The 24,561-nt window shown below is 61.5% G+C and carries 19 protein-coding genes; 6 read left to right on the top strand and 13 right to left on the bottom strand.

Features of this window, described 5'->3' with window-relative positions; all coding sequences use genetic code 11:
• Positions 1-323: 323 nt before the first annotated feature.
• A complete protein-coding gene (locus tag CT688_RS13255; RefSeq protein WP_107757278.1) occupies positions 324-1,460 on the bottom strand; it encodes a DegT/DnrJ/EryC1/StrS aminotransferase family protein in 1,137 nt (378 codons plus the stop codon).
• Positions 1,461-1,612: 152 nt separating this feature from the next.
• On the opposite strand from CT688_RS13255, the gene CT688_RS13260 reads away from it, so the two are divergent.
• The 5 genes from CT688_RS13260 (at position 1,613) to CT688_RS13280 (ending at position 7,049) form a co-directional block, all read left to right on the top strand.
• Positions 1,613-2,644, top strand: a complete 1,032-nt coding sequence (locus tag CT688_RS13260) for a polysaccharide biosynthesis protein (protein ID WP_107757279.1) — start codon at positions 1,613-1,615, stop codon at positions 2,642-2,644.
• Positions 2,641-3,759, top strand: coding sequence for an NAD-dependent epimerase/dehydratase family protein (locus tag CT688_RS13265; RefSeq protein WP_107757280.1), 1,119 nt, complete (start codon positions 2,641-2,643; stop codon positions 3,757-3,759). The genes CT688_RS13260 and CT688_RS13265 overlap by 4 nt, the downstream gene beginning before the upstream one ends.
• Complete coding sequence (gene wecB / locus CT688_RS13270; protein WP_107757281.1) at positions 3,756-4,889, top strand: non-hydrolyzing UDP-N-acetylglucosamine 2-epimerase; 1,134 nt, start codon at positions 3,756-3,758, stop codon at positions 4,887-4,889. Before CT688_RS13265 ends, wecB begins: the two co-directional genes overlap by 4 nt.
• A 280-nt stretch (positions 4,890-5,169) precedes the next feature.
• Positions 5,170-6,162, top strand: a complete 993-nt coding sequence (locus tag CT688_RS13275) for a glycosyltransferase (protein WP_107757282.1) — start codon at positions 5,170-5,172, stop codon at positions 6,160-6,162.
• Between the two features lie 38 nt (positions 6,163-6,200).
• Complete coding sequence (locus CT688_RS13280; RefSeq protein WP_159078011.1) at positions 6,201-7,049, top strand: polysaccharide deacetylase family protein; 849 nt, start codon at positions 6,201-6,203, stop codon at positions 7,047-7,049.
• A gap of 172 nt (positions 7,050-7,221) precedes the next feature.
• Here CT688_RS13280 and CT688_RS18085 read toward each other — a convergent pair whose 3' ends face one another.
• From CT688_RS18085 to CT688_RS13310, 8 genes are all read right to left on the bottom strand, one after another.
• On the bottom strand, positions 7,222-8,184 hold the full coding sequence (locus CT688_RS18085; protein ID WP_107757284.1) for a GNAT family N-acetyltransferase: 963 nt from the start codon (positions 8,182-8,184) through the stop codon (positions 7,222-7,224).
• A 141-nt stretch (positions 8,185-8,325) separates the two neighbouring features.
• Positions 8,326-9,237 (bottom strand): sulfotransferase, encoded by a 912-nt coding sequence (locus tag CT688_RS18090; RefSeq protein WP_156607251.1) that lies wholly within the window; start codon positions 9,235-9,237, stop codon positions 8,326-8,328.
• Positions 9,234-10,388 (bottom strand): hypothetical protein, encoded by a 1,155-nt coding sequence (locus tag CT688_RS17370; RefSeq protein WP_156607253.1) that lies wholly within the window; start codon positions 10,386-10,388, stop codon positions 9,234-9,236. Before CT688_RS17370 ends, CT688_RS18090 begins: the two co-directional genes overlap by 4 nt.
• 826 nt (positions 10,389-11,214) lie before the next feature.
• Positions 11,215-12,498 (bottom strand): hypothetical protein, encoded by a 1,284-nt coding sequence (locus tag CT688_RS17375; RefSeq protein ID WP_156607254.1) that lies wholly within the window; start codon positions 12,496-12,498, stop codon positions 11,215-11,217.
• A gap of 80 nt (positions 12,499-12,578) precedes the next feature.
• Positions 12,579-13,217 (bottom strand): sugar transferase, encoded by a 639-nt coding sequence (locus tag CT688_RS13295; RefSeq protein ID WP_107757286.1) that lies wholly within the window; start codon positions 13,215-13,217, stop codon positions 12,579-12,581.
• Positions 13,210-15,318, bottom strand: a complete 2,109-nt coding sequence (locus CT688_RS13300; protein WP_159078012.1) for a sulfotransferase — start codon at positions 15,316-15,318, stop codon at positions 13,210-13,212. Before CT688_RS13300 ends, CT688_RS13295 begins: the two co-directional genes overlap by 8 nt.
• A gap of 5 nt (positions 15,319-15,323) precedes the next feature.
• On the bottom strand, positions 15,324-17,186 hold the full coding sequence (locus CT688_RS13305) for a nucleoside-diphosphate sugar epimerase/dehydratase (RefSeq protein ID WP_107757288.1): 1,863 nt from the start codon (positions 17,184-17,186) through the stop codon (positions 15,324-15,326).
• Between the two features lie 46 nt (positions 17,187-17,232).
• Positions 17,233-18,627 (bottom strand): polysaccharide biosynthesis tyrosine autokinase, encoded by a 1,395-nt coding sequence (locus CT688_RS13310; protein ID WP_107757289.1) that lies wholly within the window; start codon positions 18,625-18,627, stop codon positions 17,233-17,235.
• A 200-nt stretch (positions 18,628-18,827) separates the two neighbouring features.
• Between CT688_RS13310 and CT688_RS13315 the strand changes: the two genes are divergently transcribed.
• Entirely contained in the window at positions 18,828-19,418 is a 591-nt protein-coding gene (locus tag CT688_RS13315) for an ElyC/SanA/YdcF family protein (protein ID WP_231750340.1), read from the top strand.
• 247 nt (positions 19,419-19,665) lie between these two features.
• Here CT688_RS13315 and CT688_RS13320 read toward each other — a convergent pair whose 3' ends face one another.
• From CT688_RS13320 to CT688_RS13335, 4 genes are read right to left on the bottom strand one after another with little or no spacing between them, the layout of a single operon-like run.
• A complete protein-coding gene (locus CT688_RS13320; RefSeq protein ID WP_107757290.1) occupies positions 19,666-20,793 on the bottom strand; it encodes an acyl-CoA dehydrogenase family protein in 1,128 nt (375 codons plus the stop codon).
• A gap of 9 nt (positions 20,794-20,802) precedes the next feature.
• Positions 20,803-22,029: an acyl-CoA dehydrogenase family protein gene (locus tag CT688_RS13325; protein ID WP_107757291.1), complete on the bottom strand. Its 1,227-nt coding sequence runs from the start codon at positions 22,027-22,029 to the stop codon at positions 20,803-20,805.
• Positions 22,026-22,823: an enoyl-CoA hydratase-related protein gene (locus CT688_RS13330; RefSeq protein WP_107757292.1), complete on the bottom strand. Its 798-nt coding sequence runs from the start codon at positions 22,821-22,823 to the stop codon at positions 22,026-22,028. The genes CT688_RS13325 and CT688_RS13330 overlap by 4 nt, the downstream gene beginning before the upstream one ends.
• Before the next feature lie 5 nt (positions 22,824-22,828).
• Positions 22,829-24,502, bottom strand: a complete 1,674-nt coding sequence (locus tag CT688_RS13335; protein WP_107757293.1) for an AMP-binding protein — start codon at positions 24,500-24,502, stop codon at positions 22,829-22,831.
• Positions 24,503-24,561 lie beyond the last annotated feature (59 nt).

The following is a 24,561-nucleotide window of genomic DNA, read 5'->3' on the forward strand; positions in this document are numbered from 1 at the left end:
AGGCCGCTACCTCTCAGCTTCCTCATCGCCCCGCGGTGACGCCCCCGGGAGCCGGTCCTCATCCAGGTCTGACCACGCGACATAGTCGGCCCAGGCTTCGCGGAAGGCGCTGTGATCGGCCTCGGCCGTCGGCGGCGGGGTGGGCGCGACGAGCCTCCCGCGCCTGACTCGCACAGGTCGAAACATGACAACCCCCAAAGATGTACGTGAAGAAAAGGTTACTTTGGGGCCTGTTGAATTATCAAGATTTCTTTCACTACGCGTCGAGTTCTATCCGGCTTCGGGTTCCGGACTACCGGCGACCAGCGCGCAGGGGTCCAGCTCTAGGCCCCAACCAACCTGTCACGGAACGACTCGATCACCTGCTCTATCTCGCCGTCGGTCAGTCCGTATCCGCTCGGCAACGTGACTCCCCGCCGGAAGAGTCCTTCGGACGCACCGGTGGTGAAGGCGCGAGCGCTACCCCACACAGGCTGGAGGTGCATCGGCTTCCAGAGATGACGCCCCTCGATGTCCTGTGCGTCCAGGTGAGCGACCATCTCGTCGGCGGTCACACCGACAGCGTTTCCCAGGTCGATCGCCGTGAGCCAGCAGTTGTCGGCAGTACCGTCCACGACCTCTGCGGATCCGAGGAACCTGAGTCCCTCGATGTCGCCGAAGGCCTCTACGTACATCGCGCGAATCTCACGTCGCCGGGACACGAATCTGTCCAGCTTTACCAGCTGCGCTCGCCCGAGTGCCGCGAGGATGTTGGACATCCGGTAGTTGTAGCCGATCTCAGTGTGCTCGTACCACGGAGCCGGCTGCCGGGCCTGAGTGGACAGGTAGCGGGCACGGTTGATCATCTCCGCATCGTCAGAGACCAGCATTCCACCCCCGGATGTGGTCATGATCTTGTTGCCGTTGAAGGAGAAGGCGGCGGCCCGCCCGTACGCGCCGGCCGCCCTTCCCTTGAACGTCGCACCGAGAGATTCGGCGGCGTCGGCGAGCATGGGAACCCCGAGTTCGGCGAGTCCGATCTCCAGGACGTCGTACTCGACGCAGCGGCCGAAGAGATCAACCGGAATCGCCGCGACGACCTCACGCCCCTCCCCCTGCAGAGTGCGGATCGCGTCGAACATGAGGTGCGGATCGACGTTTCCGTCGGACTCTCTCGAGTCCACGAACACGGCATCGGCACCGGTGTAGGCCACAGCGTTCGCCGTGGCAGCGAAGGTCATGGAGGACACCACGACACACGTGCCGGGCCTGGCCCCCAGCTCCAGCAGTGCGAGATGGAGCGCGGCGGTTCCAGAGCTGAGAGCCAACGCGTGCTGCCGCCCTGTGCGATCACAGATCTCTGCTTCGAACGCGTCCACCTCAGGCCCCAGCGGCGTGACCCATCCGGAGCGCACCGCGCGAATCAGGGCTTCCTCCTCCTCGGGACCAACAGTCGCCTTGGACATGAGGATGCGAGCCATGTGGAGCCTTTCGACGGGGCGTTGTGGGCCCGCTCAGTGTAGGTCTGTTTACGGTTGTCGAGTACTGCGCTGGTTCGCAATGTTCACACCTAAGCTGGCCACCGCACGAACCTTAAGACTGAGTCTGTCCCTTTACCGTAGGAGCCCGATTGATGACACCCTCGCTCGCTGGTGCAACCGTCGCCATCACCGGGGGGACCGGCTCATTTGGTTCCACCATGGCCCAGCACCTCCTGGACTCCGGGGTAGCGCAGGTCAACATCTTCAGCAGGGACGAGGCCAAGCAGGACGCCATGCGTTCACGGCTGTCCGAGTCTCGTCTCAAGTTCTTCCTCGGCGACGTCCGGGATAGGGAGAGCGTGGAGAACGCCTTCGTCGGCGCTGACTACGTCTTTCACGCCGCGGCCCTCAAGCAGGTGCCCTCCTGCGAGTTCTTCCCTGATCAGGCCGTCAAGACCAATATTGACGGCAGCCGAAACGTGATCGCCGCAGCACACAAGCTCGGTGTGCAGTCAGTCGTCTGCCTGTCCACTGACAAAGCGGTCTATCCCGTCAACGCTATGGGCATGTCCAAGGCCCTCATGGAGAAGACCGCCCAAGCGTTCGCACGGAACAACCCCACCTCGCCCACGACGGTGTCCGTCACTCGGTACGGGAACGTCATGTATTCCCGCGGTTCAGTGATCCCGCTCTTCGTCCGACAGATCCTTGATGGCGAGCCTCTCACCATCACCGAGGGCGCGATGACGCGCTTCCTCATGAGCTTGCAGGAGTCCGTTGACCTCGTGGACCACGCCTTCTTCCACGCCGAGCCCGGCGACCTCTTTGTCAAGAAGGCTCCGGCCTGCACCGTGCACACGCTCGCGCGAGCCACCGCCAAGGTGATGGGCGTCGACGAACCCGAGATCATCTCCATCGGCATTCGCCACGGCGAGAAGATGTTCGAGACCCTCCTCGCGCGCGAGGAAATGGCCAAGGCCACAGACCAGGGCGATTATTACCGGGTGCCCCTCGACGCCCGCTCGTTGCAGTATTCCGTCTATGTGGAGGAGGGCGACTCCGAGGCGCCTCACGCCGACAGTTTCGACTCCGACAACACCCAGCAGATGTCGGTTGACCAGACAGCCGAACTGATCGCCGGCCTGCCCGAGATGCGCGAGGTTCTGGAGAGGATGAACCGATGAGGGTGGTCCTCACCGGCGCCGGTGGCTTTTTGGGGTGGCACACTCGTCTCCGCCTTGCCGCGCTCACCGATCACGACGTTCTCCCCGTCACTCGCGAGAACTGGTCCCAGTTGGGTGAGTTGGTCGCCGACGCCGACGCCGTAATTCATGTCGCCGGGGTGAACCGTGCCGAGAACGACGACGAGGTCGAGCGCGGCAACAGCCGCCTCGCGGTTGACGTGGCGAGCGCCATTTCCGCAGCTGGCAAGCCACTGCGGGTGGTCATGTCGGGCACTATTCAGGTCGATCGCGACAGCGCCTACGGACGCGGAAAGCGCGCGGCGCAGTCGACGATCGCCTCGGCGACTACCGCGGCTGGCGGCCACTTCGTGGACGTCTGCCTCCCCAATCTCTTCGGTGAGCACGGTCGCCCCCACTACAACTCGTTTGTCGCCACCTTCGTGCACTCCACGATCTCGGGACAGGCTCCGCAGATCAACGACAATCAGGTGGAACTCCTCCACGTACAGGCTGCCGCGCAGTCACTTCTCGATGGTCTCGACACCACCGAAACTCGGATTCGCCCCGTAGGCACCCAGACCCGCGTGGTAGCAGTATGGGACCTCCTCCAGGAGTTCCATCAATCGTATGTCCCGCTGGGCGAGTTCCCCGACTTGAGCTCCGCCTTCCGCATCGACCTCTTCAATGCCTATCGCGCGGGGCTCTTTCCCGAGCACTATCCCATCGCGCTGACTCCCCACTCCGATTCGCGAGGGTCCTTCGTCGAGACGGTGCGTTGCCGCGGTGGCGAGGGCCAGTCATCGTTCAGCACCACCGTCCCCGGCATCACTCGAGGCGACCACTATCACTTGGTCAAGATCGAACGATTTGCGGTCATTCAGGGGCAGGCTCGGATCAGTCTGCGCAGAATGTTCCACGACGAGGTCCTGGACTTTGACGTGACCGGCGACCGGCCCGTGGCGATCGACATGCCAGTCGGCTGGGTACATAACATCACCAACACCGGTAGCGACACGCTTCTCACCCAGTTCTGGAGCCACGAACTCTTCCGCCCGGAGGCGCCGGATACGTTCCCCGAGCCGGTCCTCCTGACCTCAGTGGAGGATGCGCGATGAAGGTTATGACCATCGCCGGAACACGGCCGGAACTCATCCGGCTGGCACGGGTGATCCACCGACTGGACGCCACGCCGGGTATCGAGCACGTGTTGGTGCACACCGGGCAGAACTACGACTACACGCTCAACCAGGTCTTCTTCGACGACCTCGGGATACGCCAGCCCGACCACATGCTCGGGGTGGATACGTCGAGCCTCGGTGCAGTGCTCGGGGGAACGCTGATCGCTGCCGAAAGGGTCATGCGAGAAGAGTTACCGGAGGCCGTTCTCGTTCTAGGTGACACCAACTCGTGCATCGCCGCGCTCATGGCGCGTCGACTGCGGATTCCGACCTATCACATGGAAGCCGGGAACCGTTGTTTTGATCTCAATGTTCCGGAGGAGACGAACCGACGAATGGTCGATCACGTTTCTGACTTCAACCTCGTCTACACCGAGCACGCCCGACGGAACCTTCTCGCGGAGGGCCTGCACCCACGCCGCCTCCTCAAGACCGGCTCGCCCATGCGCGAGGTCCTCAACGCCTACCGTGATCAGATCGACGCGTCCAGCGTCCTCGCCCAGAAGGATCTGACGGAGGGCGAGTACTTCCTCGTCTCCGCACACCGCGAGGAGAACGTAGACTCACCTGACCGACTACGAATGCTCCTCGAGTGCCTCACCGCAGTCCACAGGCACTTCGGTAAGCAGGTCTTCGTGTCCACACATCCGCGAACCCGAAAACGGCTCGAGGCGCTTCCGGACTGGTCCGAGCCCGAGGGCATCACGTTTTCCGAGCCACTGGGATTCCACGACTACAACAAGCTTCAGTTGTCAGCCGCATGCTGCCTGTCGGACTCCGGCACCATCGCGGAGGAGTCATCAATCCTCGGCTTCCCTGCGGTCACGCTCCGCGAATCCATTGAGCGCCCCGAAGCGCTGGACACCGGCGGCATCATGATGACCGGACTCAGAGCAGACGACGTGGTTGCTGCCGTGCAGCTCGCAATGGATTCCGGTTTCACCCGAGACGGCGTCGGGCCACTCACACCGGATGACTACCTCATCGACAACACCTCGGAGCGGACGGTCAAGTTCATTCTCTCGACAGCCCACCGGCACCACCAATGGGAGGGGGTGCGCCAGTGAGTCGTTAACTTCAAAGGCGAAGCAGAAAACCAAGTAAAACACAATAAAGAAGACGGGTTGGCCAAGATCCTAAGAAGAGATCAAACAACGCCGAACAAAGTTCACCATCAGAGAAGTTGAACAACCGGTTCCTGAAGATCGGCGAATTCACCCTCGTCTCGCCCGACACGCTGTTCAACTATCATCCACAGACCCACCGAGCATCGACACTCTCAACGACGAAAATCGAGGTCGATCAAACTCCGAGGACAAACGTTGCACGAAGTGGACGAGAGATAACATGACGAAAAACATCTCCAAGTATAGATTTGACTATTCTGGGAACTGGTCAGGCGGGGGCCAAGCATTCCTCAATAATGCGCGGCACGCCGAATCTCGTCACCCGATCCTCTCGGGCGATCGATCCAGCACAACGCTAGTACCGCGAAACTATCCTGGCCTCACGCACTTACGCAGCGGGGACTACGTCTTAATCCCCCAGAACGCATGGCCATGGAACCTCAAGTGCGAAACCCCGGAAGAGGCAAGAATAGCGCTGGGCCTTCGAATCGCTTCCACACTAGCAATGAAGCGCGCTCACGGCATTGTCAGAATATCGACAACAATCCCTACCGGTCCAGCGGGGAAACCCAGCTCCCCGATTATTCATAACGTACTCGATTCTGGATTTGAAGAAGCGCTGGCGGAAGTAAAGAATACGAGCATAGCCTCAGCCCTCGACAAGTTTGTCTGCGTTGGGTCCACGTTCTCATACAAGAACATGGACCGACTTGCTCGCGCATACAAGCTATATCGAGATGGGGGAGGAACGGTTGGACTCTACTGGGCTGGCGCAGAATCGAACCAGAAGGTAGCGCGCCGAATTCAATCGACGCTTGGAGGCTTATCGGACGTATCGATAGTAGGGTCGACGATCAGCCGGATTGAAGCCCTAGCGGCTATGCGTGACGCGCACGCCGTAATCCTGCCATCACTCGTAGAAGCCTCGCCACTCACCGCACTTGAGGCTACCTTTGCCAACCCAAACGTAATTTTATCCGACATACCTGGACACCGTGAAGTGTTCGGTTTCGATCACCCCGCCCCCAATGGCGCATACTTCACGCCAACTTCTGATGGCGATCTTGCCCGCCGACTGTGGGAGGCCGGCAATACTCCGCTGACTGCCGCACATGCTTCGCTGAACTCGTATGAGTACAGAGAAAGCGAGCGAGTGAGGTGGGGAAACCAAATAGTAGAATGGCTGGGAAAGCTAAACGCTTGCCACTCCTAGCTCCTAGCCGCAAGCCATTAGACAAAGAAGGGAATCTCATGCTCTCACCCGTCAGATCCCGCACACGTAAACTAGCTCGTGACGCCGCCGTGAGCGCTCTAGCTCGCGCCAACTCAATGAGAGGCTACACAGACAAGGCCTTAACCCTCCCTGTAATACATTTTCCATACCTACACGCCACGCCACTCGGCGAGGCTGGAAAGTTCAGAGACCTTCTACAAGCTATCAGCAAAACACACCATTTAATCTCTTACTCGGAAGCAGTGACAAAAGTACTCGAAGGGCCAATCGATAAACCATATGCCTCATTTAGTTTCGATGACGGCTTTAAAAGCAACCTCCTAGCTGCAAGAATTCTTGAAGAGTTCGGGACAACCGGGATGTTCTTCGTCCCGACTAATGCAGTCGGCATACCGTCCGTTGTCCAGGCTCGAGAGTTCTTCAAGTTCGACGACGGCTGCGACGAGCCCGTCATGACGTGGGAGGATCTCGAGTCACTTCGATCTCGCGGGCACGAAGTCGGCAATCACACAATGAACCACGTGACGTTATCTCGGATCTCGCGGAACCAGGCCGTTGAAGAGATCCACTCTGCGGCCGCGGCACTTCGCGCGAAACTCGGCAGCTGCGAGCACTTCGCTTGGCCTAACGGCCGATTCTTCCACTTCGAGCAGAGTCTCATCGACGAGGTCTTCTTGGCAGGACATACAAGTTGTGCTTCAGCCGAACGTGGTGCCCATTCGGTAGTGCATAGCGGCTCAAGCGACGAGCTCTGCATCCGACGAGACCACATAAGAACCTCTTGGCCGCTCGAGGTGAACAAGTACTTTCTTGGAAAGGCTGCCGCGGCCGCTTCGAAAAAATCGAACACTTACCCAGGCTTCTAGCTTGAGGATTGGCTAGCTGAGTCAGCTGCGAGCCGCAGCGAGGGAGCGGGCTGGAAGACCCCTTTAGCTCGGTACTTAGCTACCAGAAGCGGGCTACACAACACATTGATTAAGCATTCCCCCTTTTCGGCTAGCCGGCATTCTAGAATACGCACTAACCCGAATACTTCGATCAGAACGTATCAATATCAGCGGCCATCAAGCCGCAATTAATCAATCCGGTCCCTGCCACCGGAAATCGCAGTCCAAGATTCAGCGAACGTCTAGGCTGCACAATGAAACCCATACGCCTCAGTGGTCGGTAATTTGGGTGGACAGTACTGGTCCAGCTTACAACCAAATCCGGCTTCTCACGCATTATAACACTCCGGACTAGACTCTTGACTGATGCGGATCCAGGCCACACATCGCCAATTAGCAATTCGAGTAGATTGCCCCTTTGGCGCAGTCGGTATACGACATAGCCGTCGGTTGGGTTTCCGAACCACTGATAGATGTCCGATGCGAAACGCCATTCAAAGAACTCGTGTGTATAGACGGTGTGCATCGACCCAACACACTTCGACGCCCTCTTCAGAAGAAGGCCCCGAACGTCTTCAAAATCCGGTCGCCGCGTAAGTCTAGACTCACCAGGCGTTCGCGGCTGGATCCGGCCGCCAATCATCTGCCGTATTGCCCGCCCAAGCCGAACCGGTAACACCATACTACGCAGAGTAGTTGAATAGTTCCATCCTAGCTTTTCGTACCCGGCCCGCGACGCAGCGACTGACACGTTGAAAACAACCGGAACATTCTCGCGGTCGACTTCCTCTAGGAACTTCACAGTCATACGACTAAACAGGCCTTGCCTGCGAACTGAGGGGTGCACCGCCGTACCATGCAGCTGAATTGCACGGATAACTTCTCCGCTACCTAGGTCGACACTCCAAAACATACCACCGCGAACACCGAGAAATTCTCCATTCTCACCTACCGCAACCACCAGAGGAGCGCGGCCCAAAGGATTGCCACCAAACGCCCACTTTGCTTTCTGTTCGCGGCCGACGCTCTCCCTCGGCCACACTTCATTGTGCAAATCGACTATACGTGCCAGAACGGCCTCGTTGGCTTCGGCAGTCACGATCTCTAGTTTCATGCCATCAGTATTGCATATTGCTCCCTAACGGACACGGGACTACTGGAAGAAAGACGTCAACCGGACTTAGATCTCTGATAGTTTCAGATCTGACCGATCTTTCCAGCCAGCTCCCTGCACCCGGGGTTTGGCTATTAATCGCTACCGTAAGAGCAAGAGCACCGGCCAGGCGATCAAGAGCACGAGCCACCGATCAGGTAAAGAAAGCTCGCGTTTCCACCTGTCATCCCGTCTTATATCTCGATCAGCACCGCCCATACGCGCGGGGTTGCCAGTGACAATGTGCCCTGACGCCATCATCGCAGAGCCGCGCGGAACACCGGTTGAGCGTGAGAGTTCTGATACGACTGATATCGGATCCGACGACAGATCCTCATACCAAACTCGGTGATAGGTACCCAGGACACGACCAGTCAGCCAAACCGCCAAGTTAGATGCCGCCCAATAGAGCACACTTGCAATCAAGCGATTGCCTGGGGGTAACCAGAATGGCTCATCGCCAGTCTTAGTGAGTGACCTTCGTTCCGAATTGGCCACAGCACGAGCATCGCGAACGATGTGGAACAATTCCAGGTGGACCCTCGGCATACCGTGAGTAAGTACAGCTAGCGGTGGCAGCTTGGATGAATCGACCAGTACGGATGCCCCAGACACCTGGGCAATGCACACGTACAAATACTGCATAGTGTCAGCGAAGCGCAGAATCTCCGGGTCGACAGGCCGATTCTTTCGGGAAGCGCCCTTGAGTAACTCAATCGTTCTCCGGGTGCGCAACACACGCTTGCCCATCTCCGCCATTTCTGTGAAATCCAGATCGGGATACTGCTCAAACAGCAACGCCGAAACGCCCTGCCAGAGAGGGCAGGACCGAGCTGTGGCACCACAAGAGCACGCTCGGTCCCTCTCAAGAGCGATCCAGATTCCCGACAGCTCACCGACAGCGAGAACGTTCTCAAACGCGCCCAGCATCTCGCAGAGCAAAGTCGTACCACTTCGCTTCCACCCGCCTATATACCAGACATCTACCTCTGCATTGCGGTCACGGTCAATCAATTCCCTACTCCCTTTCGCTCTCTCAGAAATTTAATGTAGACCACGACCGAGTAAAAACAGAGAAGCATGGACGACAACAGCCACCCCCAGGCCGCTCCGTGCAAACCAAAGAGTATCGCTCCGCCTGTCGTGATAGTTAAAGTTGTCACGCTGTGAATTACCCTAACTGTAACCACCGCCCTCATTTTGTGTGCTGCACGGAGAATGATAGGTATACCCGTATTCGGGCCTCGGAAAACAATCTGGGCGGCGAGGATGGGGAAGATTGAAGCGGCGCCATACCAAGTCTCTCCCAGCAGCTTGACACCGATCGAATCAGGGATCACGCTAACGACGGCAGTGAGGCCACCGCCCAGCAAAGCGATCCCCGCGATCCACCAGTACAGTAGCGGTGTCAGTCGCTCCGAGTTTCGCAGTCGTCGTACGGCCTCCACCGTAACAATGGGTGTCAAACCCATGACCACCGCGCCCGCAATTCCTAGAAGCGAGAGAGCTCCTCTGAAGTAGCCCGTGGAGGCGAGACCGATGAAGACCCCGAGAATTGCAGGCTGAAGGTTTGCCACACCCGCGCCGAGAGCAGATTCGGTAAACAGTCCGCCAATAGTGGATCTGTGTCTTCTATAGAAATTAGCCGCACGAGCGAGACTGACTCGCGGAGAGACAAACATTGTAGCCACAGCTAGAGAAATGGCGGCTGCGACCATCCATCCAATCGTGACCATCCGGCCGTCGTCAAAGATTTCGACCAGTAGTGCGCCTATCGCTACCTGGCAGACTAACCATGTCAGGTCTATCACCGAGGTTCGTGCTAGTTTTCCTTGCCGTATTGTCACGAACCGCAATGCGTCTTGCCATATCAGCATCGGCAGAGCGACTGCAAATAGCACGATATAGAAGCCGAGATCTCCCTGTATGACTAGCCCGAACACCGCGATCACCATTGCGATGCCGCTCGCTGCGAAGACCGCCGTTGATACCGCATCCTTATCTTGTTCACTGCCGCGGATGGATAATTCTGCGGTATGGCCTCCCTGCGAGATTATGGCGGTCGTACTGATCGACGATCTCGAGATAGCAAGTACAAAGGTATAGAATGCGTAACCAACTGCCCAGGCTCCTACGGCTTCGGGTGTGGATTCGCGCGCCACCATGATCGCGAGCAACAGACTCGATAAGCTGCTGACCGATTGATCGAGCAAACCCCAGACTGACCGCCTAAGCACTAGCAACCTCTATGGCGCCGGAATGTTCTGCTACCGCCATTAGCCGGTCAGCCGACTAGTCGATGGTAGGCGCGGCGTGCCCTTTCTCTAGCAGAGTGCTCCCTCTTGCTCAGATCCACCATGACTTCTTCGGCAGACTTCCGATGTGCGGAGGGGCGCGCAATCCCAGCTTCCCGGACCTCTCCTAGATTGCGCCGGCGATTGGCGTACTCGATGGCATCGTTGACCAAGAACTCGTTGGCCTCGTTCTTGTGGTAGGCGGGCCAATCGAGTCCAAATCGATCATAGAAATCTTGCGATACCGCTCCAAAATCGTTGATTACGTCATTAAACTCCGCGATATATAGCCGACGCTTTAGTGAGTAACACTGTGTGTAAAAGCGTGCGTAGGAGTTCAAGCAACTCTCGAGGCTCACCCCATTGAGCAATTGATACAATGAGGAGACAGCGCCGTCAGGTTCACGTACCAAGAGCATGACTGGCTTTTCAGCGGCTACTGCTGCCTTTAAAGTACTGGCGGCGTGCGTGTGGCCGCGTACCACGTACTTCGGCTCTACACTTGCCTTAAGGGCGTACCACACATAAGTGTTAGCACTCCTAGGGAATCCGTCGACGACGACGTCGCACCGCGGCGTGTACCGAGTGTGGTCGTAGGCGGTACGACTACGCATATAAGCCGTCGAAAATCGGGAATCCATTATCTTGCGAGATAATGTAAAACGCAGCTGTGCCGACAATCTAGTTTCACCTTTCATTAGTACCGCAACCCGTTCGTTACGCTTGGCTTTGCTTTCCCGAGGCTATCAGCGGCGGTTCCACGAGCGCTAAAAGCTGAAGCAATTAGCCAACTGCTGATTGAGATGATTGCGATAGCCACAAATCCCTGCAGCGATCGAGAAGTTGGAGAGAACAGGCCCGACCACACCAAGGTTGGCACCTGACCCGCGACAAAGGAGGCTGAGACTAGGACGAAGAACGCTCGGAAACCGAGGACGGATCGGCTGACTGACCAATGGATCAGACGGTCGATTGCGGCGACTCCCCATCCAAGAGTAATCACCATGAGAATAAGTCCGATAAGGCCAAATGCGTAGACCCATTCACCGGTGAAGAGAGCCGCCATGGAGTGATTCGTGTGTGAAAGTTCCGGCCTCAACAATAGTACGAGTTCTCGCCCGAATCCAACGGGCTTTTCCTCCCACATCGACCGCGGAACCCAAAACAAAAAGACAGCAGCAAAGGAGTTCAATTCGATTTCGGCTACTCGGAAACTCGACAGGAAATTGGCTAGTTCGACCATAGTGTAAAACGGGTTAACCACTGAACCAAGCCCATCGAGTTCTTCCCCGCTTGCGGTTTCAACTCCCTCACGGATCGAGGCGAGGGCATAGATTGCCGGAACAGTAGCGACAATCAGCAATGGTTTTAAGCCTGGGCTCCTAATCTGCCCGGATAATGCGACGAGAACTGAAAGCACTATGGCGACCAAGACGAGACGGCCGAATCCATTGAAGAAGACCTCAAAGAACATCACTGAAACGCCCGCCGCCAAGACCAGCGTGACCGTCGACGACCTCCGACCCTCTCCTGGGAGGAAAAGGAGTATAAGTAGGAGAACAACAGCGCCAGCAGTTATCCTTCGAATTGCCGTGTTGCCAGATAAGAGCATTAGCCCCAACAAAACAATCACTACCGCGATGGTGACGCTGCCGACTACTTTGAAAACTCGCGGATCAAGGCGGACCTGCGCCCTAACGGGTTCCAGCTTTCTCCAGAAAAGCAAGTCCATTAGCCACATTGCGACTAATGGCACCACTTGCACTAGAACGAAGGTTAAGTCTCGGACACCACCTTCCGAAACCCAGTACATGCTCGCACCTGCAACAAAGACTGCGAAGCCAAGACCGAACAGGCCGGCTGCCGTGATCTGCCCGCCTCCATTGCGCAGGAAGAGTACGATACCGTAAAGCATTCCGCAGATTCCTGCGAGCGCAGCGCCGCTCTCAAGGCGATCATTTGTGGCAAGCAACAGAGCCACGCATGACGTCATCGGGACAAGAACGTCGGGGCCGGTGATAACGACATGAGCCCCGTTCGATCTCAAGTTCGGTGATGCCGTCACTTTTTAGCGCCCACGGTTCTTAAAATGATCGTGAGGTCATTCTTAAAAGTCCAGTTTTCGATGTACTCGCGGTTTAATCGCACCTTCTCAGGCCAGATGACGTCGCGGTTGAGCTTCTCGGGGTCATCTGCCTCAGACAATGTTCTTTCCTCGTCTTTGAATGCCAGAGACGAGGGCCCTGTTATGCCCGGTCGCATCGAAAGAACTAATCGATCCTCACCTCGCAACTCGTCGGCCCATCCGGGGACGTCAGGCCTAGGCCCTACGAGGCTCATCTGGCCTGTGATTACATCCCACAGTTGGGGCAGCTCGTCAACTTTGCTACGACGGAGAGCTGCGCCCAGCCTCGTGATTCGGGGATCGCTGCTGGTCGTCACTGTGGTGTCGTGGGTACCCGAAGTCCTCATCGAGCGAATCTTGTGGACGCGGAAGAGCTTCCCGTAGCGCCCGATTCTTTGCTGGGTAAATACTCCCCACTCTCCGGTGTCGAACGTGGCCGCGACCACAGCCGCGGCCACCAGCGGCAATAGGATGAGGAAACCGGGAACCGCGACGATCAGGTCGAACGCCCTCTTGACGGCTTGTTGCCGTCGGCTCAGCCCGCGCGGGGCAATTGGCCCAGCACTGTCAGACATAGCCAAGCGTCCCCAAGGTCCTCTGAGCTATTCTGTCGAGTCGGGTGGAGGCTTCGGCCCCAAGTTCCTGTCGCCCCTTGCCCACGCTCCCCTTAGTAACCAATTCGACGGCGCTTCGAGGAGGCGAATCAGTAATGCCGAGAAACTGCGTGATTCTCTGTAGCTCCCGGTACGGTTCGTTAACGAAGTTCTCGTACCCGACTTCGATTACTTGCTCATCGGGTACGTCCTTGAGAGCGCGGACGGCGCTCTCCACGCAGCGCTGCCACTGAATTATCGCGACTTCGTCTAGAGGATGCTCGCGCTGAAGGTTCCGAAAGTCCGCAGGGCGGGGTCCCCACCAAGTGGCAACCTTGTGATGGACAGCGTCTCTCCGAGCGTCGCCCGCAAGTCGTTGACGAACCTTCTTGGCCCCGAACTCGTACAAGTGGCGGGGTAGGTCGCTTGGTGGCACCCATCGGACTTTCTTCAGGGTGTACCTCAGGCTGAAGGCCGCATTCCACCGCTTCATCGCCGACGGTGCGGCGTCGACGCCGTCCCGCCGGATGAAGATGAACTTCGCGTCTGGAAAAACGGCTGCGGCAAACCCGACACGAAGCGACGTGGCGCAGGTCTTCTCCACTACCGTGTGCGCGCCGTGTTTCCGACCCAGCTTCTGAAACTGATGACGGAGGTATCGGACCACTTCGGGTCGCGCGTGGTCAGGGTTCAGCTCGTCGTGGGCCACGTCCAAGTTCCCGTGCTTCCACATGAGGTTGATCTCGTCGCAGGGCCACGTGGTGAAACCGTCAAGCGACGTCAGGACATCGCGGAGCATGTTGGTGCCCGATCGCGGCGCTCCGACGATGATCACCACGTCGCTGGTGTTACTCGCCGATCTCTCCTGCATCGGTGCCTCCTGGACCAGACGCGCCCATCGATCGAGCATCGCGTTCTCGTCAAAAGCCTGTCGCGCATGGTCAGCGATTGCGGACCGCCAGCTTTCCGTTCGGTCACGTTCCCATTGCGAACGCGCGTTCTGGATCGCTCCTGCCATCGCCTCTGCATTGCCAGTCGCAACCGTCACGCCAAGGCCTCCCTCGCGAACTGATCTCGCAAGCTCGCTGTCCTGCTCGCAGGCGACGAGGAGGGGGAGTCCCTCCACTGCATACGTCGCTGTCTTACTCGGATATGCGTACTTGACCACCTCAGGAGCGAGCGACACCAGTCCCAGGTGGGCGGTGCGCATGAGCGCTCGTGCGGAGGCGGGCGAGCCGTGCGGCAAGAACCAGACGTCCACATCTGGACGATGTCCAATCCCTGCTGCTGCCGCTACCAAGTCGTGCTTGGCTTTGCCCTCCCCCATGAAGACCATCTCCACCGGCAGTCCGGGCGGCAGGAGTCGCAACGCATCAATCACGGATTCCAGGCCCTGGTATCGGCCCAGATTGCCTGTGAACACGATGCGTAGTGTTCCCTCGGGCGGATCTGCCAGGGGAGAGGATTCCTCGACCTCGAAGTCAGGGAGAGCGAAGTTGTTGAGGATCTCGATCTTTGAGGTCAGGGAGGGATCTCGCTTGATCACCGCGGCCCGCATGTCCTCGGAGAGCACGACGATGCGCGCGGCCCGGCGCATCGTCGCACGGTCCATAGCAGCCAACACACTGTAGGCGAGCGGGTTCGCGAACTCGCCCGACAGCCGGCCGATCTCGGGGTGCAGATCCATACAGTGATAGATGAACGATGTCCTGCGCTGTTTAGCGGCGAGAGACACAGCGAAGCCCAGTGTGACCTGGGGCGCGGTGGAACACATCACCACGTCTCGGTGTGGGCCAAACAGGATCCGAGCGGCGACCTGGGCCGGAAACACCACCAGGTTAATCAGCTGCCCAGGTAGACGTCCGCCCTCAGGCACCACGGGGACTCGGGAGACGGACAGTTGATCCACCATTTCCGAACGGGGTCGTGGCCCCACGTCATGGGCAGACGTATACGACGGCTGCGCCGTCAGAATCTCCACCTGATGTCCGTCGGCCACCCAGCGGCCTCCGATCAATCGGAGAAACGACGCGTAAGGCGGGGTGTCCGGCCAGAAGTAGCGGTGGACGGCGAGAATGCGCATGCGGCTCATCCGACGTTGCTGATCGGCGTAGACGGGTTGGCGTGGACTTCCATCCATCGCCGAGCGATCTCATGTTCCTCGAAGCACTCCAGTTTCTCCGGAGCCAAGTGAAGCGGGGGAACTCGAACCTGGGACAACGCCTCGTGCTTCTTGCCTGCGATCGGCACTTCCGACTTGTCGAACAACTCTTCGGCAGCCTTCTCGTTCTCACGCAAACCGGTGTACACGATCTCGATGTCCTTGCCCGACTGCTGAATCAACGTCCTGGCGACGTCGGCGATTCTCACCGGCTCGCCCATGTCCAGCACCAAGGTGTCGCCCGAGTCGCCCACGACTGCGGCTTGGAGGACGAGTTGGCATGCCTCGGGAATGGTCATGAAGTACCGGGTCACGTCGGGGTCCGTCACCGTGACCGGCCCGCCGTCCTTGATCTGCTTCTCGAACACCGTGAGTACTGAGCCGCGGGAGCCGAGCACGTTCCCGAATCGCACCGAGGCATACTTGGCATTGCCCGCCGTAGCAGCGCGGGCTGCAGTCAGCCGCTCAGCGATCCGTTTGCTCGTCCCCAACGATGTCGACGGACTTGCCGCCTTGTCTGTCGAGATGTTGACAAAGGTCTCCACCCCGCTCGCCTCTGCCGCGTCCAACAAGTTGAGGGTGCCCACGACGTTGGTCTTGAGAGCCTCAAGGGGATAGTGCTCGAGTAGCGGCATGTGCTTGAGCGCTGCTGCGTGAAAGACGATCTGCGGCTTGCGCTTGGCAAAGATCTCGGCGATCGCCCCGCGGTCGCGAATCGACGCAAGGATCGTGTCCTCGCCGTCGAGCATCGCCTGGTCCTGGATGGAGAGCTGCACCGCGTGCAGACCAGATTCGTCACGGTCGAGCATCATCAATTCGCCGGGTCTGAACCTCACAAGTTGGCGACACAATTCGGACCCAATCGACCCGCCTGCGCCGGTCACCAGAACGCGCTTACCACGGATGTACTCGGCGATCTGGGTTTGATTCAGCCGCGCCGGAGCCCTACCAAGGAGATCGGTGACGTTGATGCCACGCAGTTCGTCGACAGCCACGCGGGCTTTCATCATCGAATCGATAGGCGGCAGCACAAGTACGTGAAGCCCTGCCTCTTCCGCACGATCGCGAATATCGACCAATTCCTCGCCAGGCAGGCTGGGAACGGCAATCAGAAGCGTGCCGGCCCCAAGCTTTTGCGCGAAATGGGCAATGTGCTCGCGTGCGCCGCGCACTCGGATTCCATCAACAACCAGCCCTAGTTTTTCCGGATCGTCGTCCAGAATGGCCACCGGCCGGAACTTCGACACGGAGGACCGTCGGAGCTGGCCGACCAGTTGCCGACCACCGTCCCCGGCGCCGAACACAAGGACTGGCTCGGCCCCTGCCGCAGCGCCGGCGCCGAACAGTTCCTTACGCCGCACCAGCGACCTCAGAACCAGTGCGGCGAGGATCGTGAACGCGCCCGCGACAAGCGCGGTGGATCGCGGCACCCCGACGAAGTTCTCCCCGGCGAGATGTCCTGCGAATACCACGAGAGAGGCTCCGGCAAACACCACGACCAGAACACTCGTCTCGAGCAGGCTCCCGGGAATGAACCGACCGCGGTAGAGACCCGCCACCCATCCGGCGACCCAGCTGAAGGCCACCACCCCGAGCAGAACTACATAGAACCGCGACATCCCGAGCGTCGTAGACAGCTGGTCGACCGAGAAGTCGTACCGCATCCACAGCGCGGCCACGAGCATTACCGCCCACAGCAGGGCATCGATAGGCATCCAGGGGGAAAAGGCCAAGCTGCCAATACTGCCGACTGGTCGACGACTACCGATTAATCGTGCGCTGCGAGTCATGTCCGGTCCTCGGTCAAGTGGCACAGGCGATCCATGGGAAAAGACATCACGCCTCCGGGGCAGATGCGGACTTGCTCGTCGAGTAGTAGTACGAGTCGTAGTAGCCACTCGTCCCCTTCTTGGCGGGCCTGTTTGCTACCGTCACGATGCCCAACAGGGAGGCATCGGCCTTTTCTAGATTGTCCACGGCTTGAACGACCTGGTCGCTCGTCGTCCGATGCGTGCGCACCACGAGCAAGGCCCCGTCGGCAATGCGGGCGAGAAGTGCCCCGTCGGTCACGGGGAGCAGCGGTGGAGAATCGATGATCACGTAGTCGTAGGTTCTGCGCAGATCCTGGAGGAGCTTTCGCGCCATCTCCGAGGCGATGAGCTCCGAGGGGTTGGGCGGCAGCGGCCCACAGGCCAGCAGGTCCACACCCTCGTGCCGCGTTTCCTGCACCACGTCTGCGAACTCTGCTTGTCCGGAGAGGATATTGGTGAGGCCCACCTTGTCCGGCATCGACATGTAGCTCACCACCAGCGGTCGCCGAAGGTCCGCCTCGATCAGGAGAACCCGGTTCCCCGCCTCGGCGAGAGCGAGCGAGAGGTTGATCGCTGTCTCGGACTTTCCCTCAGTAGCCACCGACGAGGTGAGCACGATGACGCGCGGGGGGTTGTCGACGTTAAGGAATTGGAGGTTTGTTCGGAGCCGACGGAAACTCTCGGCCGCAGGGGAGTGCCCCTCGCGGAAAGGCACGATGTGTTCTGCGCCCCCCTCTTTGTCCTCGTTCTTACGAAACGGGATCGACCCGACCACGGGTGTGCCGGTCATCGCTTCGAGCTGTTCCTTGGACTTCACCCGGCGATCAAGGGCGTTGACGAGGAGGGCGAGCCCCACTCCCGCCAGCAGGCCAAGTACGAGCCCGATTACTACGTTCTGCTCGGTGTTCGGCGCAACTGGCGAGGACGGCAGCGCGGGGGGGTTGACCACGGTGAGTTTGGCCAGCGCCGGTCCACCCCCATCCGGAATCTCCAGGCGGTTGATGGCCTCTGGAAGAACGTCGCCGAATCCCTGGGCCATTCGGAGGGCTCGATCAGGATCGGTATCGGTCACAGAGACATCGAGAAGTACTGTCCTGTTGCCGGCGGATGCGGTCGCTGCCCGAGCGACGGCCGCCGCGCTGAGATCCACCCCCGAGACGTCCACGACCTCCTGAGCGATGTCCGCACTCTTGACCAGCTCCGCGTAGGACTGGACGCGCTGCTGGGCGCCCAGGGATCCCTGGTAGGCCGCAGAGGCGGAATCGCCCGCAGAGACCGTGACGTAGAACTGGACCCTTGACTGGTACGTGGGCGTCGTCAGCAAGCTCAACCCCAGTGCGATCAGCCCTCCGACGAGAGTGGCAGCCACGATGACGATCCAGCGGGCACGCAGTACAGACAACAGGTCCCGCAGATCCACTCCAGGGTCCTTTCCTCAAAGCAGTAACGGCATGGTTGAGTCCGACAATCGTCAGTCGTGCCACGCGCTGACATTACGTTGCTGGGGCGCGCCTCAGGACCCATCGTTCACACGATAAACATGGATTCACTTAATCTCTGCTTCGCAAGCAGGCGCATCGCTACCCATCGCGTTCACATCCGCTCCGTAAGCTCGTCCCGGTGAGACGCCGTTCCCGCCGCTGTAGAGCGGCGCTTGTTGCCACGACACTCTTTGTGCTGGTAGCGGCCGTGGCGGGCCTCTCCGCCGGCAGCGCGGTACTCCACCCGCGAGTCGACTCGCCCGACCGGGTGAACGCAATCGTCGTGGTCGCGGGGGCTAACGACGACCGATATGTGTACGCCCGTCATCTTGCCGAGGAGGGCGTAACAGACCGGATACTTGTCTCCCGCCCGCCCAGCTCCACGGGGGCCTACGCAGGCCTTCGCGACGCCTACTGCGCCTCAACTCCAGTCCGCACCAGGGACGGACGCGACATCGACATCGACATCGAATGCTTTGCACCCGACGTCGACACCACCGAGGGTGAGACCACCGCGGCCACCCGCATCGCCCGCGAACGGGGGTGGAATTCGCTCCTCGTGGTGACGTACTGGGGCCACGTGTCGCGAGTCCGGATCTATTTCGAGCAGTGTTTCGACGGCTCCGTGTACGTCACCGACACTCCCCGACCGCTGTCGAAGTCGCGCAAGAATGCTCTTTTGCACGAGACCGGCGGGTACGTGAAGGCGCTCGTGGCGCCCGCCTGCTGACCCTGTCAACAGGGTGGGAAACTGCTGATAAAAGGCGAATCGCCAGCGGCCGTGGAGGGGGGTCCGACGGCCGCCAGCGACTCTGTCGCACGATGCACGTCCGCGACCGGGGGTGGTCAGCGTAGGCCGCGCATCGAGGCGGAGTCGGCGGCAACGTGAGGGGGGGTCAGTGTTGCCTCCGACTGAGAACCACTATAGGAACCCCACGCCGACTCCACAACCGTCAGCTAACGGCCGACAGCCCCGGTCAGGCGGGTTCACTGACACGCCTCGGGCGCGTCACCCCTCGGCCATGGACGAGCGACTCCCCCACGGACTGCACGTACGGGTACTCGTCGCCGAAGAGAAGCTGATCGGCCTTGGCCCGCCGGAAGTAGTGGTGCAGCGGATGCTCCCAGGTGAATCCGATTCCGCCGTGCACCTGGATCGCCTCCTCCGCTGCCGTCATTGCCGCTCGCGAGGCCAGCACGCGCGCCGCCGCGGCGCGGGAGGCCAGTTCTGTCCCTCCCGGCTCGGCAGTACCTGACTCGTCACAACCCCGCTCGGCGCCACTCGACGCGTCGAGCACCGTGACCTCAGCCAGCTCGATGGCCACGAGGAGGTCGACGAGCTTGTGCTTGATCCCCTGGAAGGAGCCGATGGTCCGCCCGAACTGCTGACGCGTCCCGGCGTACTCCACCGCCATCTCCAGGCACCTCCGCGCGAGGCCCACCTGCTCGGCGGCCAGGGCGATGAGGATGCGTGAGCGCACGTCCCCGAGACGCGACGCGACATCCGGTCCCGAGATGCGGCGCGCCGTCGCCCCGTCGAACTCGACGGTCGCGAGCTGGCGCGTGCCGTCCAGTTGCTCGCCGACCGACCGCCGTACGCCGGGCGCCGAACCCTCGACCAGGGCGAGTTCGGTGCCGTCGGGGCCGTGTGTGACGACGACGAGGAGTTCCGCGCTCTCCCCGTCCACGACCGCGTGCTGTACCCCCGTCAGGCTCAGTTCCCGCTCCGCCGCGACCTCGCCGCGGATGGCCGAGGTGACGATCCCCGGCCCGCAGACCAGGGCGGCGGTCCGCGCGCCCGACACGATCCCGGGCAGGAGCTCGGCGCGCGTGTCCCGGTCAGCGGCGTCGAGCAGCGCGAGGCCGGCCATCACGACGGAGGAGAGGTAGGGCGCCGATCCCAGAGTGCGGCCGAGACCCGTCATGACCACGGTCAGGTCCCGGAACGTGCCGTCGGCGCCACCCGTGGCCTCGGGGAACGGGATCTCGGTGAGCCCGAGCTCACGGATCGACGGCCACACGTCGTGCCCGGGCGCGATCCGCGACCACACATCGTCGAGCGTCTCGGCCAGGTCCTTCTGTTCTGTGCTGAGGTTGATGGGCATGTCCGCCTCCTACCGGGGCTCGCGCGGCAGTCCGAGCCCGCGCTCACCGATGATGTTTCGCTGGATCTCGTCCGAACCGCCGGCGATCCGATAACCCGGGGCGCCCAGCAGATGCTGGGTCCAGGCGAACGTGTCCGCCTCGCCGGTGTCGGCGAGAATCCGGTGGCCGAGGAACGACGCCGCCGCGTCCCCCACCCGCTTGAGGTTCTGGGTCCACACCAGCTTTCCAATCGACCCCTCGACGCCCGGCACCGCGCCGGCCTGTTCCAGCTCGGCGTACCGGGCGACCAGCAAGGCCTGGGCGCGCTCGTAGAGGTGGGATTCCGCGATCCGTCCGCGGACCTCCGCCGCCCCGGTGAGGCCCAGCGAGGTCGCCAGCCGGATGAGGTCGGCCGTGTTGCCGCCGGCGTCGACGATCCCCGCGCTGGACTGACGCTCGAAGCCGAGGGTGGTGAGCGCGACCCGCCAACCGTCGCCCACCTCGCCCACCCGGAACTCGTCCGGCAGCACGACGTCGGTGAGGAACACCTCGTTGAACGTCGACCCGCCCGACATCTGACGGATCGGACGCACCTCGACGCCCTCGAGGTCCATGGGGACCATGAACGCCGTCATGCCCTTGTGCTTGGGTGCGGCCGGGTCCGACCGGGCGATGAGCAGACCCCACTCGGAGAACTGCGCGCCCGAGCTCCACACCTTCTGGCCGTTGACGCGCCAGCTCTCCCCGTCGCGGACGGCCCTCGTGGAGAGACCCGCGAGGTCCGATCCCGCACCCGGTTCCGAGAACAGCTGGCAGCACAACTCGTCCGTGCGGAGGAACGGGCGGATGAACCGCTCCTGCTGCCAGTCGCTGCCCAGCTCCAGGAGCGTCGGCGCCACCAGCTCGACCGTAACGAGGATGTTCTCGTGCCGCTCCGGGGTGAGGTACTCACGCTCCACGCCCGCGTAGATCCGCTCGTGGCTCGCGGTCAGACCCCGGCCTCCCCACTGCGGGGCCCACGTCATGGCGCCGAAGCCGGCGTCCACCCGCTCGGCCTGCCACGCGCGTCCCCCATCGATCAACGCCCTCTCGTCCTCGTGGCCGAGGTTGTGGAAGATCGAGTACTTCGGGGCCTGCTCTGCCGCGTCCCGCCGGGGCAGGCGGGAGTCGAGCCAGGCGCGACTCGCGGCCTCGAACGCCCTCAGGTCCTCGGCGCCGTCCTGCCCTGTCTCCGCGGGGATCACTGTCGCCGTCATGTGGTCACTCCCTTCATCGCCGCGAGCCGCTGCTCGACGGCGGCCGTGGAATCCGGATGCTCGGAGAGCCGGACGGTGTAGGACTGCTCGAGCTCGTACCCGCTCCGGATATCCATCCCCTCGCACCCGTTGAGCGACTGTTTGGCGAGCGTCAGGGCATACCTGCTCCTGCTCGCGATCACCTCGGCGCGCTCGAGCGCCCTGTCCCTCAGCTCGGCATGGGGCACGATCTCGATCGGCGCACCCCAGCTCCGGAACGTCGCGGCGTCCACGGCCTCGGCGGTGAAGAACATCCTGCGCATGGCCTGCTCGGGAAGCATCCGCGCGGTGAACCGGCCTCCGCCGAGGACCCCGACCTGCATCTCGGGCAGTCCGAAGGTCGCGCGGTCCGAGGCCACCACGAGGTCGGCACTGGCCGTCAGCCCCATCCCACTGCCCAGTGCCGGACCGTTGACCGCCGCGATCACCGGCAGCCTGCACTCCATCACGGCAAAGAAGGCGCGGCGGGCGTCACGCATGGCGGCATCGCCGTTCCCGCCGTCCATCGTCCGGAACTCGTTCAGGTCGTTGCCGGCGCAGAAGACCCTCCCACGGCCGGTGAGGATCACCGCGCGGTACGACTCGTCATCGGAGAGCGCGTCAAAGGTCTCGGCGATCCTGCGGTAGGCGTGACCGTCGAGCGCGTTGACCTTGCCGCGCGCCAACTCGACCAGCGCGATGCCTTCGCGGACCTCGGTGACCGTCACCGGATCCGCGACCGCGGTCCTCGTCGTCGTCGTGATAGTCGGTGCCATCTCTCTCACCTCTCGTGGACGGCCACGAGACTCGTGGCCGCCATCTGCTCGGGGGCGGTGGATCTGTCCCGCGTGAAGTCACGGAGAGCGAACTTCTGGATCTTCCCGCTGGCCGTCTTGGGCAGGGCGTCCACCACGAACACGCTCTCGGGGACCTTCTGCACGGCGACCCCCCGGTCCACGAGGAACTGCCGCACCTCCTCCAGCGACAGGTCGGCCCGGCCCCGGGTGACGACGAAGGCGCAGCCCCGCTCCCCCGTGACGGGATCCGGGCCGGCGACCACGGCGACCTCGACGACCAGCGGATGCTCGCTGAGCTGGTTCTCCACGTCGTGTGTGCTGATCTTCTCGCCGGAGCGATTGATGATGTCCTTGATGCGCCCGACGATGTGGATGCCGCCGCGCTCGTCAACGCGGGCGAGGTCGCCGGTGCGGAAGAACCCGGCCTCGGTGAAGGCGTCGTGGTTGAGCGCGGCGTCGAGGTAGCCGAGGAAGGTGTCCGGGCCCCGCCACAGGACCTCGCCGACCTGACCGGTCTCCACTGCTCGGCCGGCCTCATCGGCGACGACCACCTCCGTCGGCGCCAACACCCGGCCGTCCGAGTACTTGCGCAGCTCCGGGCCGTCCGCCAGGTTGGCCGAGGTCACCGAGGGCCCCTCGGTCGCGCCGTACATCCGGGTGATCGTCCCCAGCCGCTCGTCCGCCTCCGTGACGAGCGCATCCGGGATGTCCGCTCCCCCACAGATGATGTAGCGGATCGACGGCGTCTCGAGGCCGGAGTCCCGCGCGGCGTCCAGCAGCCCGCGAAGGAACGGGGTCGCGAAGATCATGAAGCTCGCCCGCTCGGTCCGGATCTGCCGCAGGGCCTTCTGGGAGTCCCACACATCCTGGAGGACCACCGGCGCACCGAGCAGGAACGGGAGCGTCAGGGCGCAGTTCACGCCGGTGATGTGGGTGACCGGCGAGGGGTTGAAGATGACGTCCTGAGCGGTGAGCCCGAACGTGTCGATCATCGACCGGTTCTCGAAGACCAGCGTGTTGTGGCTGTGCAGCGCACCCTTGGGGTCGGCGGTGGTGCCCGAGGTGTAGAGCAGGAGGCAGACGTCGTCCGGGTCGGGTGACGGCAGGGCGTGCACCCGGTCCACCTGATCATCCGTGACCGAGTCGAGCAGGGAGGCCAGCGTCTCGACGCCCTCGCGCCGGTCGGAATCGGTGGTGATGACAAGCTCGAGATCGGGCAGGTCCGGGGCGAGCCCCCGATACATCTCCGCGTAGTCGAACCCCCGGTGGACGCCCGGGATGATCGCCACCCTCGACCGCGCCTGCGTGGCGATGAACGCCACCTCGCGCTCGCGGTAGATCGGGACGATCGGGTTCACCACCGCGCCGATCCGGTGCAGCGCGTGGTAGACGACCACCGCCTCGGCGCAGTTGGGGAGTTGGAAGGAGACCACGTCTCCCGACCGCACCCCGCGCTCGATGAGCGCTGCGGCCAGGCGCATCGCGTCCCGGTAGACCTCGGAGAACGACACCCGTCGGTCGCCGTCCACCACCGCGGTGCGCTCGCCCCAGAGGCGGGCCGCACGGTCCAGGTAGTGGTCCAGTGGCCGGTCCTGCCAGTGGCCCGCCGCGCGGAACGCGGCCACGCTGCGGTCGTCGGGCAATCGGGTGGGTCGCATATCTCCTCCTTCGCGAAATGCTTGCCGAATCGGATCGTGTCCCTCTACAGTAACCCACG

The sequence above is a fragment of the Dietzia sp. JS16-p6b genome (genome assembly GCF_003052165.1).
Classification (GTDB): Bacteria; Actinomycetota; Actinomycetes; order Mycobacteriales; family Mycobacteriaceae; genus Dietzia.

Coding starts and splice junctions, on each gene's coding strand:
- CT688_RS13255 (WP_107757278.1), bottom strand. CDS start 1,460: ATGGCTCGCATCCTCATGTCCAAGGCGACTGTTGGTCCCGAGGAGGAG.
- CT688_RS13260 (WP_107757279.1), top strand. CDS start 1,613: ATGACACCCTCGCTCGCTGGTGCAACCGTCGCCATCACCGGGGGGACC.
- CT688_RS13265 (WP_107757280.1), top strand. CDS start 2,641: ATGAGGGTGGTCCTCACCGGCGCCGGTGGCTTTTTGGGGTGGCACACT.
- wecB (WP_107757281.1), top strand. CDS start 3,756: ATGAAGGTTATGACCATCGCCGGAACACGGCCGGAACTCATCCGGCTG.
- CT688_RS13275 (WP_107757282.1), top strand. CDS start 5,170: ATGACGAAAAACATCTCCAAGTATAGATTTGACTATTCTGGGAACTGG.
- CT688_RS13280 (WP_159078011.1), top strand. CDS start 6,201: ATGCTCTCACCCGTCAGATCCCGCACACGTAAACTAGCTCGTGACGCC.
- CT688_RS18085 (WP_107757284.1), bottom strand. CDS start 8,184: ATGAAACTAGAGATCGTGACTGCCGAAGCCAACGAGGCCGTTCTGGCA.
- CT688_RS17370 (WP_156607253.1), bottom strand. CDS start 10,388: ATGGTGGCGCGCGAATCCACACCCGAAGCCGTAGGAGCCTGGGCAGTT.
- CT688_RS13295 (WP_107757286.1), bottom strand. CDS start 13,217: ATGTCTGACAGTGCTGGGCCAATTGCCCCGCGCGGGCTGAGCCGACGG.
- CT688_RS13300 (WP_159078012.1), bottom strand. CDS start 15,318: ATGCGCATTCTCGCCGTCCACCGCTACTTCTGGCCGGACACCCCGCCT.
- CT688_RS13305 (WP_107757288.1), bottom strand. CDS start 17,186: ATGACTCGCAGCGCACGATTAATCGGTAGTCGTCGACCAGTCGGCAGT.
- CT688_RS13320 (WP_107757290.1), bottom strand. CDS start 20,793: ATGCCCATCAACCTCAGCACAGAACAGAAGGACCTGGCCGAGACGCTC.
- CT688_RS13325 (WP_107757291.1), bottom strand. CDS start 22,029: ATGACGGCGACAGTGATCCCCGCGGAGACAGGGCAGGACGGCGCCGAG.
- CT688_RS13330 (WP_107757292.1), bottom strand. CDS start 22,823: ATGGCACCGACTATCACGACGACGACGAGGACCGCGGTCGCGGATCCG.
- CT688_RS13335 (WP_107757293.1), bottom strand. CDS start 24,502: ATGCGACCCACCCGATTGCCCGACGACCGCAGCGTGGCCGCGTTCCGC.